This is a genomic window from Cronobacter sakazakii (assembly GCF_000982825.1).
GTDB lineage: Bacteria > Pseudomonadota > Gammaproteobacteria > Enterobacterales > Enterobacteriaceae > Cronobacter > Cronobacter sakazakii.
In genome coordinates, this window is the sequence record NZ_CP011047.1 from 1,551,865 (window position 1) to 1,568,822 (window position 16,958).

Below are 16,958 nucleotides of genomic sequence, written 5' to 3' on the forward strand. Positions count from 1 at the left end.
GTTTTTTATTGCGCCCGTTTCCTGTGTAAAGTTTTATTAAAGCGCCGGTCACGTTAACCGGCGCTGCTACTATAAGCGCCACAGGCTATGACCTGTTTAATCAATACCTCTAACTGGACTCAGGAGATACCACCGTGCAGACATTCCACGGACTGATGGCGTTTTGCGCTTACTTTTTTATCGGGCTGGCGATGATTAACTGTTTCATGTTCATCTACACCCGCATTACCGCTCATGACGAGTGGAAATTAATTAAAGAGAATAACAGCGCGGCGGCGATTACTTTCGGCGGTGCGATTTTAGGTTACGTGGTGCCGCTCGCCAGCGCGGCGATCAACTCCGTCAGCATTACGGACTATCTGATTTGGGGGGCGATCGCGCTCGTCGTCCAGCTTATAATCTACGGCGGCGTGCGTTTATATATGCCGAAACTGAGCGAGAAGATTATTGACCGCAACGTCGCGGCCGCTATTTTCATGGGCGTGGCGTCGCTGGCGGGCGGTATTCTGAACGCGGCCTGTATGACCTGGTAAAATGCAATAACAAGGAAGGCTATGTCGGCAGCAAGGAAAAGACGTGGAAAGAAAAAAGGCGGTCATCCGGTCGCGAATACGTCGGATCTGAAATTTCTTCCACGCCCGGAGCCGGAACGAAAAGGGCCGAAAATACTCACGCTCGCCATCATGGGCGGCGCGGCGTTTTTCGGCCTCAAAGCCTGTCAGGATACCGGCGATAACGACAATGACGGCGACGGGGTCTATTACTCGACGCCCGACGAGTGCCGTGAGGACGGGAACCCGGCAGATCTCTGCACCAACGCCTGGAATACCGCTAAAGCCGAATTTGAAAAAGATATCCCGCCGAAGCTCACCTGGGACGCCTGTAGCACCGCATATGGCAATAACTGCTATTACGACGGCGTGACGAAAACCTGGGTGCCGATGATGGCGGGCTTCCTGCTGGCGAGCAACAGAGACAAAAAGCGCGAGCTGGATGACTCCTCGTCATCGTATTACACGTCCGGCTCCGACTATCACTATTACTACACGCGCCCCGTCTGGCAAAACGCGTCCGGTGATTATGTCTGGCGCGGCGGCAACCGCTCAGGTGCCAGCACCAGCAGCCACAGCCTCGTTACCCGCAGCGCCACGACGATTTCCCGCGGCGGCTTTGGCCGTTCATCCAGCTCCCGCAGTAGCTGGGGAGGCTAAATGCTGCGCCATCACACGCCGGTGCGCCCGGATCTCGCGCGTATCGCGCACGAACACGGCTTTCACTTTCATATCATCGACGATGAAATTTACTGGGATGAAAGCCGCGCCTACCGCTTTACGCTGCGCCAGATTGAAGAACAGATAGAAGCGCCCACTGCGGAGCTGCACGAAATGTGCCTGGACGTGGTGGATAGCGCCGTACGCGATGCGCGCCTGCTTGAGCGGCTCGCCATTCCTGAACTTTACTGGGACGCCATCGCCCAAAGCTGGAAAGACCAGGATCCGTCGCTTTACGGGCGCATGGATTTTGTCTGGACCGGGCAGGGGCCGGTGAAGCTGCTGGAGTACAACGCCGATACGCCCACCTCGCTGTACGAATCCGCGTATTTCCAGTGGCAGTGGCTGGAGGATGCGCGCCGCCAGGGCGTTATCCCGCGCGATGCCGATCAGTTCAACAGCCTTCAGGAGAAGCTCATCGCGCGTCTGGCGGAGATAGCGACGCCTGAACCGCTCTACTTCAGCTGCTGCCAGGAGTCTGAAGAGGATCGCGGCACGGTGCTGTACCTGGAAGACTGCGCGCGCCAGGCGGGCCTTGAGACGCGTTTTATCTATATCGAAGAGATTGGCCTGGGCCTTGGCGGCGTGCTGACGGATTTGGACGATAATGTTATCCGGCAGGCGTTTAAGCTCTATCCCCTGGAGTGGATGATGCGCGACGACAACGGCCCGCTGCTCTGTAAGCGCGCCGAGCGCTGGTATGAGCCGCTGTGGAAAAGCATTCTCAGCAATAAAGGGCTACTGCCGCTGCTCTGGGCGCAGTTTCCGGGCCATCCGAATCTGTTACCGGCGTGGTTCAACAACGATTTCGCGCGCGAGCGGCATGATGTCGCGCAGGCGCTTGCGGGCTACGCAGGATACGTTCGCAAACCGCTGTTCTCACGCGAAGGCGGCAACGTGACGCTATTTGATAACGCCGACCAGGTGCTGGCCCACGAAGAGGGCGATTATGGCAACGAGCCGGTTATCTGGCAGGCGTTTCAGGCGCTGCCGCGCTTTGGCGACAGCTATACGCTGCTCGGCAGCTGGATTGTCGGCGATGAGCCCGCGGGTATTGGCATCCGCGAAGATGTCTCGCTTATTACTAAAGATACCTCTCGTTTCATTCCTCACTATATCGCCGGCTGACGGGTTTTCACTTTTGTGAAGCACGCAGGCGGTTTCTTTTTCCTCTCCTTCCATACTTAACGCGGTTGTCACAGGTAAGGAGAGGGATTTATGCACTGGCAAACCCATACGGTGTTTAACCAGCCCGTTGCGCTCAATAACAGCAATCTGTTTTTATCCGATACCGCGCTGCGCGAGGCGGTGCTGCGCGAAGGCGCAGGCTGGGACGCTGAATTGCTCGCAAGCATTGGCCAGCAGCTCGGCACCGCGGAATCGCTGGAATTAGGGCGACTGGCGAACGCCAATCCGCCAGAGCTGTTGCGCTATGACGCGCGCGGCGAGCGTCTTGACGACGTGCGCTTTCATCCGGCCTGGCACCTGCTGATGCAGGGGCTGTTCGCTAACCGGGTTCATAATCTGCCGTGGCTTGAGACGGCGCGCGAAGGCGCGCTGGTCGCCCGCGCGGCGCGCTTCGTCCTGCATGCTCAGGTGGAAGCGGGCACGCTGTGTCCGATTACTATGACGTTCGCCGCGACACCGCTGTTACAGGCTCATCTGCCGCCGCTGTTCGCCGACTGGCAAACCCCGCTGGCAAGCGATCGCTACGATTCCCACCTGCTGCCCGGCGCGCAGAAACGCGGGCTGCTCATCGGCATGGGCATGACGGAAAAGCAGGGCGGTTCGGATGTGCTCAGTAATACCACCCGCGCGGAACCCGTAGCAGGGCGCGGCCCCGGCGAGGCGTACCGGCTGGTGGGCCATAAGTGGTTTTTTTCAGTGCCGCAAAGCGACGCGCATCTGGTGCTGGCGCAGACGAAAGGCGGTCTTTCGTGTTTCTTCGTGCCGCGCTTTTTGCCGGACGGCCAGCGCAACGCGGTGCGCCTTGAACGCCTGAAAGATAAACTCGGCAACCGCTCGAACGCCAGCAGCGAGGCGGAGTTTCTCGACGCGCTCGGCTGGCTGCTTGGCGAAGAGGGCGAAGGCGTGCGCCAGATCCTGCGTATGGGCGGCATGACGCGCTTTGACTGCGCGCTCGGCAGCCACGGGCTGATGCGCCGCGCGATGGCGGTGGCGCTTTACCATACCCATCAGCGTCAGGCGTTCGGCAAAAATCTTATCGATCAGCCGCTGATGCGTCAGGTGCTCGGGCGCATGGCGCTGGAGCTGGAAGGGCAGACCGCGCTGCTGTTTCGTCTGGCGCGCGCCTGGGAGCAGCGCGAATCGCCGCATGAAGTGGCGTTTGCCCGCCTCTTTACGCCTGCCGCGAAATATGGCGTCTGCAAGCGCGGCATTCCGTTTGTGGCGGAGGCGATGGAAGCGCTCGGCGGCATCGGGTATTGCGAAGAGAGCGAACTGCCGCGGCTTTACCGCGAAATGCCGGTCAACAGTATCTGGGAAGGCTCCGGCAACATCATGTGCCTTGATGTATTGCGCGTGCTGACGCGCCAGCCGGGCGTTCTGGAGATGCTGAGCGATGAGTTTGACGCGGTAAAAGGACAGGACCGGCATTTCGACCGCGCCTGGCGACAGCTGGCGGGGCAGTTGCGCAGGCCCGATGAAGCGGCCGGACGCGCTATGACCACCCAGCTCTTTTTACTGGCGACCGGCGCCCAGGTGCTGCGTTCGCTGACGCCGCCGCTGGCGCAGGCCTGGTGCCGGATGATGCTGGATACCCGTGGCGACAGCCCGCTACCAGAGCCGGTGCTGGCGCAGGCGCTACTGCGCGCCACGGGTGGGGCGGGCTGATTACGCCTTCAGGCGGAACAGACTCACCAGTTCGTTCAGGTGGTTGCCTTTCTCACGCAACACCTGCGCGGTCTGCTCGCTGCGCGTCACGCGCTCGGCGTTGATGTGGGTGGCTTCGCCAATCTGGTGCATGGCGATATTCACCTGGCCAATACCGGCAGACTGCTCGTGCGAGGCGTGGTTGATTTCCGTCACCAGCTGATTGATCTGACCGATGCGGCTGATGATCGCTTCCATCGCCTTACGTGTCTGCTCAGAAAGCGCGTGGCCTTCGCTGACTTTCGCCAGCGTGTCGCTGATGAGCTGCTCTATCTCTTTCACCGCATTGGCGCTGCGCGCCGCCAGCGCGCGGACTTCCTGCGCCACGACCGCGAAGCCTTTACCATGCTCTCCCGCGCGGGCCGCCTCCACGGCGGCGTTCAGCGCCAGAATGTTGGTCTGGAAGGCGATAGATTCAATCACATGTGTGATATCCGCGATGCGCTGTGAAGCGCTGCGAATGTCGTTCATGGTGGTCACTGCGTTGCTGACCGTTTCGCCGCCGTGCTGCACGGCGTCAGACGCCTCTTTCACCAGGCTCTGGGTCTGCTCCATGTTGGCGGCATTTTGCGACACCGTGGCCGCCAGCTGTTCCATACTTGCGGAGGTTTCCTCCACGCTGCTCGCCTGCTTGTTGATCTGCTCGCTGATTTCACCGCTGTCGGAGGCCAGCGCGCGGGTGCCGTGGCTGATATCGCCCGCGGCGTCGCGCACCTGGGTCACTATCTGCTGTAAGCCGTTGCCGATGCCGTTGATGGCGTCGATAAGCTGGCCGACCTCATCCTGGCGACGCGTGTCGATGGTTTCACGCAGATCCCCTGCGGCGTACTGGCGCGCAAGCGTAATGACATTACGCAGCGGCGCGGTAAGCCAGCGGCGAACGGTCCAGACAAACACGGCGGCAAACAACAGCGAGACGATAACGCCTGCGGCAAGGAACTGATTGCGCATGCTCGTTACACCGCTCAGCAGCGTCGCTTTATCCACTTCGCCGACAATCGCCCAGTTCCAGCCCGGCAGTTGCGTGAAGCTCAGCAGGGCAGTGCGACCATCTTCTTTTTCCATCTCCAGCGTGCCCTGCGGCTCGCTCAGCACCGGTTTTAAGACAGCGTCCGGCCATGACGGGCGTTTGCCTTCATCGCTCGAATGGAAAAGGAACTGGCCGTAAGTTTTGCCCGGCGCGCGGTTAATGACATAAAAATGCCCGCTGTCGCCCAGACGGCGATTAAGGATTTTATTGCGCATCACCTGCCAGGAGTTGGTGATATCCACCCCGACGAACAGAATCGCGATCACCTTGCCGCTGGCGTCTTTCACCGGTTCGTATTGCGTGATGTAGCGTTTGCCGAACAGCAGCGCCAGGCCGCGGTAAGTTTCGCCTTTCATGACCGGCGCGAACGCCGGACTTGCGGTATCGAGCTGCGTGCCGATAGCGCGGCTGCCATCTTCTTTACGCAGCGAGGTCGCCACGCGCACGAAGTTATCGCCGCTGCGGACAAACAGCGTGGCGATAGCGCCGGTGCGGGTCAGGAAATCATCGGGCAATGCGTTATTTTCATGCAGGGACGTTTCGCCGCCTTTTAGCATTGGCACGCTGATGCCATTGATGCTTTGCATTTGGCTTTCATCACGGCTGATGGGTTGCGGAATAAAGCTGTTGAAGAGTTTGGTAAAGCTTGCCACTTCTTCACTGAGGCTGCTGTCGAACATCTGCGCCATATCCACCACGCTTGTGGTCTGGTTATGGAGATCTTCAAGCGCCAGCGCTTCCAGCTGCTCGCTGGCTTTGTGACTTAATGCAAACGTGAACAATAAAAAAAGGGCCGCGACCGCGACGCCTGTGAGGAAAGAGAGCTTCGCGCCCAGTCCCCAGCGTTGAAATGAGAGTGTCATAAAAGAGCCCAAAAGTGCCAATATTTGGCACCTTCAACGGCAGTTGAGCCCTAATATTTAGTGGGTAAATGTAACCATTTGTTTCAATCTATTTTGATTTGGATCATGGCAAGGCTAAATAAAAGCCAGAATTTAGCTAAAGAACGTTCAACTATAGATAATTGCCTGTACGTGCCAGTTATCAGGCCGCTGATTTTCATGCATCTGAATAATTCGATAATACGCCGCGCCCTGTTCATCCGCTTTATAGGCGATGACTTTTTCAATCTCCTGCGGCGTGCCGGAAATATCGTTTACCGAAATGACGCCAATTTCATTTAAGCCGGTCACTCTGTCGGCATTCACCTCTTCGGCAGACTGCGCAGAAGTGGAAATCAGACCCGCCGATAACAACAGCGACGTTAAAGCCAGCGATCGTTTCATTGTCAGCTCCCTTACACCTTTTCGATAGATGCAGCGCGCCGGTTTCGGGCGCAGTCCGAAAGTTATTGTGCAGCAGGTACGATCAATGCACGCAAAGGCAGTGTAAATTTCGCTAAATAAAACGACGGCTTACGCTTACTTTCGGTACAGAATCGCCCGGGCGTGCCAGCGGCCAGGCAGCAAAGAGTCATCATTGGAGATGACCTGATAGTAATCTGCGCCTGCGGCGCCTGCCTGTGCGGCGATATCGCGCAGCGCGTCATCCGGTGACCCATACTGTAGCGTCGTGACGGTGCCCATTTTGACCAGACCCTGCGTCTGGTAGCGCTGGATCTCCTGCGGATGATCCGCCACCGGCGGCGCAGGTTGCGGCGTGCCCTGCAGGGCGCTACAGGCGGTCAGTGCCGCCACCATTAATAAAAGGATGAGCCGTCGCATATGCATTCTCGTTACCTCAGGGATTAATTGTAGTAAGTGTAAGGGAATAGGCGTTCGCTATATCCCGGTTCTGCCGACGAAGGCGCGCTTTTGACCCTGAAAAATCGTAAAAGCGTAATCTGGCTCGCAACACGATAAAAATCCATGCGTTGCGCGGGTTTTTGGCATCATGCCGTTTGTGCCTAAAGACGTTTTGCAGGAGATAAGTATGATCGAAATTTCGACACGGCGTTTTGCAGGGATTGAGGCGCTGCACGCGGTGCCTGCGGGGAGCTGCGATAGCGCATTGCCAACGGTGCTGTTTTATCACGGCTTTACCTCATCCAAAACGGTCTACAGCTATTTCGCCGTCGCGCTGGCGCAGGCCGGGTTTCGGGTGATCATGCCGGACGCGCCTGACCACGGCGCGCGCTTTTGTGGCGATGCGGCAAGGCGGATGACGCAGTTCTGGCAAATTCTTCACGAGACGCTCACGGAATACCCGGCGCTGCGTGACGCGATTCTCAGCGAAGGGCTGGTGGCGGACGGCAGGCTCGCCGTTGGCGGCGCGTCGATGGGCGGCATGACCGCGCTTGGCATCATGTCCCATCATCCGGAAGTGAAATGCGTCGCGAGCCTGATGGGCTCCGGCTGGTTTAGCTCGCTCTCACAGACGCTTTTTCCGCCGCAGGCCGCCGAGGCTGACGCGGTGAGAGCCGCGCTGGCTCCGTGGGACGCAAGCGTGCGCCTGCCATCTCTTTCGGATCGCCCGCTGTTTTTATGGCATGGCGAAGAGGATGACGTCGTGCCGGCGGCGCAAAGCCGGGGTTTAGCCGACGCGCTGCGCGACCGGGCGCTTGATAACAATCTGACCTGCCAGTGGCAGCCGTGCGTGAAGCACCGCATTACGCCCGAGGCGCTGGACGCGACGGTCGCGTTTTTCCGCCGCTCTCTTTGAAAGCCGCACAAACCGGGATTGCGGCTTTTTTTACCAGCGGCCTTGTGTTTGTCATGGTCCGCCATTAGAATGACGCGTCAATTTTTCAGCCGCCCTTTAATCACGTTCCTTGCCTCCCCGGGCCGCGGCTGACCCAGACAGGAGGCTGAATAATCCGTAAGGAGCAATTCGATGCGTCATTACGAAATCGTTTTTATGGTCCATCCTGACCAGAGCGAACAGGTTCCGGGCATGATCGAGCGCTACTCTGCTGCCATCACTGGTGCAGAAGGCAAGATCCACCGTCTGGAAGACTGGGGCCGCCGTCAGCTGGCTTACCCGATCAACAAACTGCACAAAGCACACTACGTTCTGATGAACGTTGAAGCGCCGCAGGAAGTTATCGATGAGCTGGAAACTACCTTCCGCTTCAACGATGCCGTTATCCGCAGCATGGTTATGCGCACCAAACACGCCGTAACTGAAGCCTCTCCGATGGTTAAAGCGAAAGACGAGCGCCGTGAGCGTCGCGATGATTTCGCTAACGAAACCGCTGATGATGCTGAAGCTGGGGATTCTGAAGAGTAATTCTGATGGCCAACCGTCTGGTGTTGTCCGGCACCGTGTGCAGGGCACCCCTTCGTAAGGTCAGCCCATCAGGAATTCCTCATTGCCAGTTCGTGCTTGAGCATCGTTCTGTGCAGGAGGAGGCCGGTTTCCACCGGCAGGCGTGGTGCCAGATGCCTGTAATAATCAGCGGGCACGAGAACCAGGCCGTTACTCACAGTATAACGGTCGGCACGCAAATCACCGTTCAGGGGTTCATCAGTTGCCACAAGGCAAAGAACGGACTGAGCAAAATGGTGTTGCATGCCGAGCAGATTGAATTGATAGATTCTGGAGACTAGCCAAATGGCACGTTATTTCCGTCGTCGCAAGTTCTGCCGTTTCACCGCGGAAGGCGTTCAAGAGATCGACTATAAAGATATCGCTACGCTGAAAAACTACATCACCGAAAGCGGTAAGATTGTCCCGAGCCGTATCACCGGTACCCGTGCAAAATACCAGCGTCAGCTGGCTCGCGCTATCAAACGCGCTCGCTACCTGTCCCTGCTGCCGTACACTGATCGTCATCAGTAATCGGTCACGGTCCATTAATACGACTTTGAGAGGATAAGGTAATGCAAGTTATTCTGCTTGATAAAGTAGCAAACCTGGGCAGCCTGGGCGACCAGGTAAACGTTAAAGCGGGCTACGCTCGTAACTTCCTGGTTCCGCAGGGCAAAGCTGTGCCGGCTACCAAGAAAAACGTTGAGTTCTTCGAAGCACGTCGCGCTGAACTGGAAGCCAAACTGGCTGACGTTCTGGCCGCTGCTGAAGCTCGCGCAGAGAAAATCAATGCGCTGGGCTCTGTTACCATCGCGTCCAAAGCGGGCGACGAAGGTAAACTGTTCGGTTCCATCGGTACTCGCGACATCGCTGACGCTGTAACTGCAGCTGGCGTTGACGTGGCTAAGAGCGAAGTTCGTCTGCCGAACGGCGTTCTGCGTACCACTGGCGAACACGAAGTGGACTTCCAGGTTCACAGCGAAGTATTCGCTAAACTGACTGTAAACGTGGTTGCTGAGTAAGTTTTTACTCAACTACACGTAAAGACGCCGGCCTTGTGCCGGCGTTTTGCTTTTCTGACGCGCTGAAAAGTCTCAGCGCACACGCAGGAAACTGCCGTCCGGCTGGCGGGTAAACAGCACCTGCTGGTTATCACCGGTATCAATGGTCAGCGCCGTCACCACGCCGCTGGCGTTCTGACGAACCTGCACCATCTGCCCCTGCTGAAGATTACTGAGCGGCTTGCCGTCGCCTTCCACTTTCGCCATCGCGTACACATCTTCCGGCGGCAGGCCGTGATCGCGGAACAGTTGCGCCAGCGTTTTGCCCGATTCCACGCGATAAGTACGCCACTGCTGCTCGATGTCATTATTCTGGAACGGCTGCACCGGCGCGCTGGGCGCAGGCTGCTGGACATTCGCCTCTGGCGTTTCCACAGGTGCTACCGCCTGCGGCTGCATCGGCGCTTCCGGCGTAGGCGTTAAATCGAGCTGCGCGTCGCGACGCTGCGGCGTTTCCGGCTCGTTGGAAGAAGGCCATAAAAAGCACAGCGCGATAACGACCGCGCAAAGAATAATGCCGCGTCGGTGCGCAGGCGGCAGCGGGTCCATCAGCCGGATATGATCCGGGGCGTGCCATACCTGCGCCAGCAGCGGTTTAATTCGTCCAGGCATGTCTTCTCCTCATTCACTCAAACGCATCGCCGCGCCAGTGTACCATTATAGCGTTCTAACTGTTTGATGCCGGTAGTAAAGCGCGCATTCGTGAGCGCGCTGACATCCCTGACCTTATCACCTTGCCGGAGGATTATTTTACCCAACGTGGCGCTGCTGTTATGCTGCCCGCTAATTTTCCCATTGAGAAAGGATAACCCCATGACAACCCCTTCTTTTGACACCATCGAAGCCCAGGCAAGCTACGGCATTGGCTTACAGGTCGGACAGCAACTGCGCGAGTCGGGCTTACAGGGTCTGCTGCCGGAAGCTCTGGTGGCGGGGCTGCGTGACGCGCTGGAAGGCAACCAGCCAGCCGTTCCTGTTGACGTGGTGCATCGCGCGCTGCGTGAAATCCACGAACGCGCCGACGCCGTGCGTCGCGAGCGCCAGCAGGAGATGGCGGTAGAAGGCCAGAAATATCTGGATGAAAACCGCGAGCGCGAAGGGGTGAACAGCACCGAATCCGGCCTGCAATTCCGCGTGCTGACGCAGGGTGATGGCCCGATCCCGTCCCGTAAGGATCGCGTACGTGTGCACTACACCGGTAAACTTATCGACGGTACCGTGTTTGACAGCTCCGTCGCGCGCGGCGAACCCGCGGAATTCCCGGTCAGCGGCGTGATCGCAGGCTGGATCGAAGCGCTGACGCTGATGCCGGTCGGCTCCAAATGGGAACTGACCATTCCGCACAACCTGGCCTACGGCGAGCGCGGCGCGGGTGCATCCATTCCGCCGTTCAGCACGCTGGTCTTTGAAGTCGAGCTGCTGGAAATCCTGTAAGGCTTTTCCTTTCCCCGCTGCGGCGGGGAATTGTTTTCCCGTAAGCGAAATGACGCGATTTTATTTTGATAATAAGCGGAATGCGGGTATTTTTGTGATGCATTTCGCGAAGTGAAAGTGATTTGCCACCCATTTTAAACATAAAATTAACATTATATTTAAATCTTAGTATTCAACCCTCCGATTCTTACCTAATATCGATGTTGCTTTCGCCAAGGACATCGTCATTTCAACACGTAAATAGAGGCCAGCAGAGCCTCCACAACACAGACAGGTACAGGAAACGAACATGTCAGAACAGATCAAAGTGGCTGATGCTGCTGAGGCACCGGCTGAGCAGTCGCTACGGCGCAATCTAACCAATCGTCATATCCAGCTAATCGCTATCGGCGGCGCTATCGGCACCGGGTTATTTATGGGCTCTGGCAAAACCATTAGCCTCGCCGGCCCGTCGATCATTTTTGTCTATATGATCATCGGCTTTATGCTGTTTTTCGTCATGCGGGCGATGGGCGAGCTGCTGCTCTCTAATCTCGAATATAAATCGTTCAGCGATTTCGCCGCCGATTTACTCGGCCCGTGGGCGGGGTATTTTACCGGCTGGACGTACTGGTTCTGCTGGGTGGTCACCGGCATGGCGGATGTCGTGGCCATCACGGCTTATGCGCAGTTCTGGTTCCCTGGGCTTTCGGACTGGGTCGCGTCGCTGGCGGTGGTCGTGCTGCTGCTCTCCCTTAACCTCGCCACCGTGAAAATGTTCGGCGAGATGGAGTTCTGGTTCGCGATGATTAAAATCGTCGCCATCGTCGGGCTTATCGTGGTCGGGCTGGTGATGGTGCTGATGCACTTTAAATCGCCGACCGGCGTTGAAGCGTCCTTTACGCACCTGTGGAATGAGGGCGGCTGGTTCCCGAAAGGGCTGAGTGGGTTCTTCGCGGGCTTCCAGATTGCGGTCTTCGCGTTTGTGGGGATTGAGCTGGTGGGCACCACCGCCGCCGAAACCAAAGATCCGGAGAAATCACTGCCGCGCGCGATCAACTCGATTCCGGTTCGTATCATTATGTTCTACGTCTTCGCGCTGATTATTATTATGTCCGTGACGCCGTGGAGTTCCGTCGTGCCGACCAAGAGCCCGTTCGTGGAGCTGTTTGTGCTGGTGGGGCTGCCGGCGGCAGCGAGCCTGATTAACTTCGTGGTGCTGACCTCGGCGGCCTCTTCGGCCAACAGCGGCGTCTTCTCCACCAGCCGTATGCTCTACGGCCTGGCGCAGGACGGCGTGGCGCCGAAAGCGTTCGCGAAGCTCTCTAAACGCGCCGTACCGGCGAAAGGGTTGACCTTCTCCTGCATCTGCCTGCTGGGCGGTGTGGTGATGCTCTATATCAACCCGAACGTCATCACCGCGTTTACGATGATCACCACCGTGTCGGCTATCCTGTTTATGTTCGTCTGGACCATCATCCTGTGCTCTTATCTGGTGTACCGGAAGCAGCGTCCGCAACTGCATGAGAAATCGATCTACAAAATGCCGCTCGGTAAACTGATGTGCTGGGTCTGCATGGCGTTCTTCGTGTTTGTTATTGCGCTGCTGACGCTGGAAGACGACACCCGCCAGGCGCTGATGGTGACGCCGCTGTGGTTTGTGGTGCTGGGCGTGTGCTGGTTGTTTATCGGCAAGAAACGTCTGGCGAACTTCCGCCGCTAAGCCATAAAAAAAGGGCCCACGTATCGGGCCCAAAAGGTCAAGTTACTGAGGCGCTCGACAGGGCGCCTTTTATTTTTCGCCTGCGAGGGCACGCGGGAAAAGGGTGTTGTTCTCAAGGCTGATGTGGTTCATCAGATCGTCAATCAGCGCATTGATGCCGTTATACAGCGTGCGCCATGTCGTGCAGGCCTCCGGCGGCGGCGTCACGTTATTCGTGGTGTGCTTAATCACCTCCAGCAGTTCTCCCGCCTCGTCGTGCTCGCTCTCCATCACGCTAACCGGCCCCGCCGCCTGGCTGCCCATGCCCTGTTTAATCATCGGGAACAGTACGCGCTCCTCTTTCATCATGTGGCTCGTCAGCTCTTCATGCAGCAGGCTCAGATACTTCGCGAGCCCCTTCGGCACGCCCGGTTTATCGGCGTGAACGCGTTCCACTTTGGTGGCCTGCAAAATCAGCTCTGGTAACTGCTCACGGTGGCGGTCGTGATAGCGCACGAGGATGTGATCGATGATTTCAGCAAGCGGCGCGGCTTGCCAGTCCTTCTCCAGCGGTGTTTCAGCCAATGCCGCCAGTTCGCTTTCAATCGCGTTCAAATCAAGCGCCTGGCGCGTTGCCGCGCGCAGCAGCGTCTGTTTGCCGCCGCAGCAGAAATCCAGGTTGTATTTACGAAACAGTGCAGAGGCGCGCGGGATGGTTAACGCCAGTTCGCCAAGGGGTTGGTCACGGAAGGCCATAGCAGTACCTCACTCAGGATTTATTAAGATGCATATTAAATGCATCTTTAAGGCGAGGCTATAACCCTTTCGGGGAGGAGGGATTAAAATGTGAGGTGTGTCACAAAAATATTTTGCCAGCTAACTGGCTGATCGCTATCAGGAAATAACTGGAAACCGCGCTCCGCGCCGCTTTGCTGATTAAACAACCTGAATGACCTGCCGATAGATACACCCTGGATTACACCTGCAAAAAGGTCTTTCATGTTTAAACGTATAAAAGTCATAACCCTTTTAATTACCGTATTGATCGTTCTGGGCGCGATGCAGCTTATCGCGGCAGGCGTTTTTATCTCTGCGCTCAATAACGACAAAGACAACTTTAACGTCTCGCAAATCTCCAGCCAGAACGTGGCGGAATTTACCGACGCGTGGATTAGCCTCAACCAGACGCGCGTTACGCTGAACCGCGGCATGCTGCGTCTGCAAGGCAACATGGCGAACCAGATTAACGGCGGCCAGCTCAATCAACTGGTTGATACCGCGAATAAACTGCTGGCAGAGTCGAAGAGCCATTACGATAAATACTATAGCCTGCCGGAAACGCCGGGCATGGACGAACACCTGGTCGATCGTCTGGAAGAACAGTACCGCATCTACTCCTCGACGCTTGCGCAAATGAACAAATTCCTGGCCGAAGGCAATCTGGAAGGCATGTTCAAGCAGAACGCCGAGCAGAAGCAGAACGCCATGCAGGTCGTTTATCGCGAATGGCGCGCCGAGCAGGCGAAGCTTGCCAGCAAAGGCGTGAAAGACAACGAAAGCGACTACCAGCGCATTCTGTGGATCCTGTCGGCGATTATGGTGATGGTGCTGGCTGTGATTATTATCAGCTGGGTGGCGATGCGCCGTGTGCTGCTGCTGCCGCTGCATGACGTCATGGGTCACATTCGTGCGATTGCCGCAGGCGATCTGACGCAGCCTATCGATGCGCAAGGCCATAACGAAATGGCGCTGCTGGCGCGCAACGTCCACGAGATGCAGCAGGCGCTGGCCCGTACGGTCAGCACCGTGCGCGATAGCACCGACACCATCTTCACCGGTGCCAGCGAAATCTCCGCAGGCAGTAACGATCTCTCCTCGCGCACCGAGCAGCAGGCCGCGTCGCTCGAAGAGACCGCCGCCAGCATGGAACAGCTGACCGCGACCGTGAAACAGAACGCCGATAACGCCCGTCAGGCGACGCAACTGGCGCGTACCGCGTCGGAAACCGCGCTGAAAGGCGGTGAAGTGGTGGATGGCGTCGTTCGCACCATGGACGAAATCGCCGCCAGCTCTAACCAGATCGCGCAGATAACCAACGTGATCGACGGCATCGCGTTCCAGACCAACATCCTCGCGCTCAACGCGGCGGTGGAAGCGGCGCGTGCAGGTGAGCAGGGCCGTGGTTTTGCGGTGGTGGCGGGCGAAGTCCGTACGCTGGCAAGCCGCAGCGCCCAGGCGGCGAAAGAGATCAAAGCGCTTATCGAAAACTCCGGCAACCGCGTCGACGCGGGCTCGCAGCTGGTGCGCGAAGCGGGCGAAACCATGAAAGAAGTGGTCGGCGCGGTGACGCGTGTGACCGATATCATGGGGGAAATCGCCTCGGCGTCCGATGAGCAGAGCCGCGGTATTGATCAGGTGGGCCTGGCGGTCTCCGAGATGGATAAAGTGACGCAGCAGAACGCCGCGCTGGTGGAAGAGTCCGCCGCCGCAGCAGCAGCCCTTGAAGATCAGGCCGGCAAGCTCAATGAAGCGGTCGCGGTGTTCAAACTCAACCGCGCCCAGGCGCGCGCGGCGAGCGTTGCGCCGCAGGCGTCAACCTTCAGCGCGCCAGCGCCGGTGGCGAGCCTCAAAGCCGCACCGGCTGGCGGCAGCGACAACTGGGAAACGTTCTAAGCCTGAAGGCCCGTCACCGACGGGCCTTTTTTTATGGCGCCTCCTGCGTCACGCGCTCCGCGACCGGCACGATTTTTACCCGCACCGCCATCACCACGCCTGCGGCCAGCAGCGCGATGCCGGTCAGGGTCAGCAGTGGCGGCAGGCTCTGGCGCAGCAAAAAGGTATAGAGCAGCCCGGCCAGTGTTTCAAAAACGATAAGCGGACCGAGGATCACGGTCGGCAGGCGCTGGCTTGCAATATTCCAGCACAGCGCGCCAATCCACGAACAGCAGAGCGCAATGGCGATCATCAGGCCAATAAACACGCCAGGACGCGGGCCGAAGGGCAGCGCGAAGCCGCTGTTATCCGCAGAGAGCCACACGCACGCGGCGATATACCCTGCCAGCGAAACCGGCAGCGTCACCAGCCCCTGCGCGGTCGCCCACATCATCGGGTGCTTGTCGGGATTTTCCCGCAGCCAGCGCGCATTACGCAGCGCATACCACGCCCAGCAAATCACCGACACGCTCGCCAGCGCAATGCCGCTTGCGTAACGGCCCGGCGTAAAGCCCGGCAAACCGTGGCGCAGCTCGGCGAAATTGACGCAAACCAGCCCGCAGAAAATCGCCCCCAGCGCCGGGCACAACCGCCGCCAGGGCAGCCTGCCGTCGCGACGGCTGTAGAGCAGATTGGCGAAGACCGGGATGACCACCGGCAGCGTGCCGATGATCATCGTGGAGACCGGCGCGCCGGTGCGCTGAATGGCGCTCGCAAGACACACGTAATAGATAAGATTGCCCATCATGGTCAGCGCCAGCGCGGTCAGCCAGTCGCGCGCGGTAAGCTGTTTCAACCGCCTGCGCCCGGCCCACGCCAGCGGCAGCGCAAGCAGGCCCAGCGCCAGATAGCGCCCCATCGACTGCAATACCGACGGGTATTCCGGCACCAGCAAAGGGCCGACGAAAATCAGCCCCCACATCATCCCCGCCAGCAGGGCATACAACACACCCGTTAACATCATCACCACCCACGTCGCTGTTTATTGCCTGAGTGTAGCGGCGGGTGAAAACGGGCGTCTTGTACCAGCTTGCTGCGCATCAGCTCAGATCGTGCAGATCTTTGCCGTTGGGTGGCCCGAGATGAAAATCGGAAAAGACGATCTCAAGCCCGGCGCGCGACGGCGAACAACACATCGCGCCGAGGAAATAGCGCTCCGCTTGCGGAAACGGGCACAGGCGCAGCAGCGGCCAGGTGTCGCCGTCGGTGGAGTATTGCAGGCGCAGGCTCTGGTTCTGGTGCGTCAGGCGCAGCCAGAAGTGCTTCTGCGCGGCGGGGAAAATGCCGGTCGCCCAGTCGGAGCGTTCAAGCGTCAGCACGCTGCCTATCATCGGCTGCGCGTCGTTATACTCAATACCCGCTTTCAGCCAGTGTTGCTCATCCGCCATCAGGAACAGCCCCGCCTGATCATACAGCGTGGTGAAATCGCCCTCGACGCGCAACTGGAACGTAAACTCACCGGCAACCTCCGTACCAAAAACGTGCCCGGAATGGCGCTGAAAGCCATACCAGGTGGTTTGCCAGAAATCGGTTTGCGCATCGGTGGTGACATGCAGCGCGTCACTTTCGCGCCGCCAGCGTGCGGGTTCATTCAGCCAGCGCCAGTTCGCCAGATTTTCCATCACTCT

Annotated in this window: 19 protein-coding genes; 12 read left to right on the forward strand and 7 right to left on the reverse strand. The window is 58.3% G+C overall.

All coding sequences use genetic code 11. The features are described from left to right. Window positions 1-134 precede the first annotated feature (134 nt). From CSK29544_RS07275 to CSK29544_RS07290, 4 genes are all read left to right on the forward strand, one after another. Entirely contained in the window at window positions 135-533 is a 399-nt protein-coding gene (locus tag CSK29544_RS07275) for a DUF350 domain-containing protein (protein WP_007778369.1), read from the forward strand. A 21-nt stretch (window positions 534-554) separates the two neighbouring features. Beyond that, the gene (locus CSK29544_RS07280; protein ID WP_007887463.1) at window positions 555-1,211 is read left to right on the forward strand and encodes a DUF1190 domain-containing protein; all 657 of its coding nucleotides are present in this window, start codon (window positions 555-557) and stop codon (window positions 1,209-1,211) included. Beyond that, window positions 1,212-2,399: a glutathionylspermidine synthase family protein gene (locus CSK29544_RS07285; RefSeq protein ID WP_007887462.1), complete on the forward strand. Its 1,188-nt coding sequence runs from the start codon at window positions 1,212-1,214 to the stop codon at window positions 2,397-2,399. A gap of 90 nt (window positions 2,400-2,489) precedes the next feature. After that, a complete protein-coding gene (locus tag CSK29544_RS07290; RefSeq protein WP_007887461.1) occupies window positions 2,490-4,124 on the forward strand; it encodes an isovaleryl-CoA dehydrogenase in 1,635 nt (544 codons plus the stop codon). On the opposite strand, the gene CSK29544_RS07295 is transcribed toward CSK29544_RS07290, so the two are convergent. From CSK29544_RS07295 to bsmA, 3 genes are all read right to left on the reverse strand, one after another. Beyond that, window positions 4,125-6,056, reverse strand: a complete 1,932-nt coding sequence (locus CSK29544_RS07295; protein ID WP_029039344.1) for a methyl-accepting chemotaxis protein — start codon at window positions 6,054-6,056, stop codon at window positions 4,125-4,127. A gap of 147 nt (window positions 6,057-6,203) precedes the next feature. Then, a complete protein-coding gene (locus CSK29544_RS07300) occupies window positions 6,204-6,479 on the reverse strand; it encodes a YdgH/BhsA/McbA family protein (protein ID WP_007778355.1) in 276 nt (91 codons plus the stop codon). 135 nt (window positions 6,480-6,614) lie between these two features. After that, window positions 6,615-6,923 carry a biofilm peroxide resistance protein BsmA gene (gene bsmA / locus CSK29544_RS07305; RefSeq protein WP_007887456.1) on the reverse strand — a complete coding sequence of 103 codons (309 nt, stop codon included), beginning with the start codon at window positions 6,921-6,923 and terminating at the stop codon, window positions 6,615-6,617. Window positions 6,924-7,125: 202 nt separating this feature from the next. Between bsmA and yjfP the strand changes: the two genes are divergently transcribed. The 5 genes from yjfP to rplI all read left to right on the forward strand — a co-directional run bounded on the left by yjfP (window position 7,126) and on the right by rplI (window position 9,464). Beyond that, a complete protein-coding gene (gene yjfP, locus CSK29544_RS07310; protein ID WP_007887454.1) occupies window positions 7,126-7,854 on the forward strand; it encodes an esterase in 729 nt (242 codons plus the stop codon). A gap of 171 nt (window positions 7,855-8,025) precedes the next feature. Further along, window positions 8,026-8,421 carry a 30S ribosomal protein S6 gene (gene rpsF, locus CSK29544_RS07315; protein ID WP_001216673.1) on the forward strand — a complete coding sequence of 132 codons (396 nt, stop codon included), beginning with the start codon at window positions 8,026-8,028 and terminating at the stop codon, window positions 8,419-8,421. A 5-nt stretch (window positions 8,422-8,426) separates the two neighbouring features. Next, window positions 8,427-8,741 (forward strand): primosomal replication protein N, encoded by a 315-nt coding sequence (gene priB / locus CSK29544_RS07320; RefSeq protein WP_004385309.1) that lies wholly within the window; start codon window positions 8,427-8,429, stop codon window positions 8,739-8,741. Between the two features lie 4 nt (window positions 8,742-8,745). Further along, entirely contained in the window at window positions 8,746-8,973 is a 228-nt protein-coding gene (rpsR, locus tag CSK29544_RS07325; protein WP_000135199.1) for a 30S ribosomal protein S18, read from the forward strand. Window positions 8,974-9,014: 41 nt separating this feature from the next. Further along, a complete protein-coding gene (gene rplI, locus CSK29544_RS07330) occupies window positions 9,015-9,464 on the forward strand; it encodes a 50S ribosomal protein L9 (protein ID WP_004385310.1) in 450 nt (149 codons plus the stop codon). A gap of 72 nt (window positions 9,465-9,536) precedes the next feature. Here the strand turns inward: rplI and CSK29544_RS07335 are convergent, their stop codons facing one another. Continuing rightward, the gene (locus tag CSK29544_RS07335) at window positions 9,537-10,115 is read right to left on the reverse strand and encodes an OapA family protein (RefSeq protein WP_007887453.1); all 579 of its coding nucleotides are present in this window, start codon (window positions 10,113-10,115) and stop codon (window positions 9,537-9,539) included. A gap of 201 nt (window positions 10,116-10,316) precedes the next feature. Here CSK29544_RS07335 and bamJ point away from each other — a divergent pair, with 201 nt between their 5' ends. Further along, on the forward strand, window positions 10,317-10,937 hold the full coding sequence (gene bamJ / locus CSK29544_RS07345) for a BamJ family beta-barrel-assembly machinery protein (RefSeq protein ID WP_007702034.1): 621 nt from the start codon (window positions 10,317-10,319) through the stop codon (window positions 10,935-10,937). Window positions 10,938-11,226: 289 nt separating this feature from the next. Then, on the forward strand, window positions 11,227-12,639 hold the full coding sequence (cycA, locus tag CSK29544_RS07350; protein ID WP_004385314.1) for a D-serine/D-alanine/glycine transporter: 1,413 nt from the start codon (window positions 11,227-11,229) through the stop codon (window positions 12,637-12,639). Window positions 12,640-12,708: 69 nt separating this feature from the next. Here cycA and ytfE read toward each other — a convergent pair whose 3' ends face one another. Beyond that, the gene (ytfE, locus tag CSK29544_RS07355) at window positions 12,709-13,374 is read right to left on the reverse strand and encodes an iron-sulfur cluster repair protein YtfE (protein ID WP_007887449.1); all 666 of its coding nucleotides are present in this window, start codon (window positions 13,372-13,374) and stop codon (window positions 12,709-12,711) included. A gap of 243 nt (window positions 13,375-13,617) precedes the next feature. Between ytfE and CSK29544_RS07360 the strand changes: the two genes are divergently transcribed. Continuing rightward, window positions 13,618-15,291 carry a methyl-accepting chemotaxis protein gene (locus CSK29544_RS07360; protein WP_007887447.1) on the forward strand — a complete coding sequence of 558 codons (1,674 nt, stop codon included), beginning with the start codon at window positions 13,618-13,620 and terminating at the stop codon, window positions 15,289-15,291. Window positions 15,292-15,322: 31 nt separating this feature from the next. Here the strand turns inward: CSK29544_RS07360 and CSK29544_RS07365 are convergent, their stop codons facing one another. Next, window positions 15,323-16,291, reverse strand: a complete 969-nt coding sequence (locus tag CSK29544_RS07365) for a DMT family transporter (protein ID WP_042391171.1) — start codon at window positions 16,289-16,291, stop codon at window positions 15,323-15,325. A gap of 79 nt (window positions 16,292-16,370) precedes the next feature. Further along, window positions 16,371-16,952 carry a DUF1349 domain-containing protein gene (locus tag CSK29544_RS07370; RefSeq protein ID WP_007887443.1) on the reverse strand — a complete coding sequence of 194 codons (582 nt, stop codon included), beginning with the start codon at window positions 16,950-16,952 and terminating at the stop codon, window positions 16,371-16,373. Window positions 16,953-16,958 lie beyond the last annotated feature (6 nt).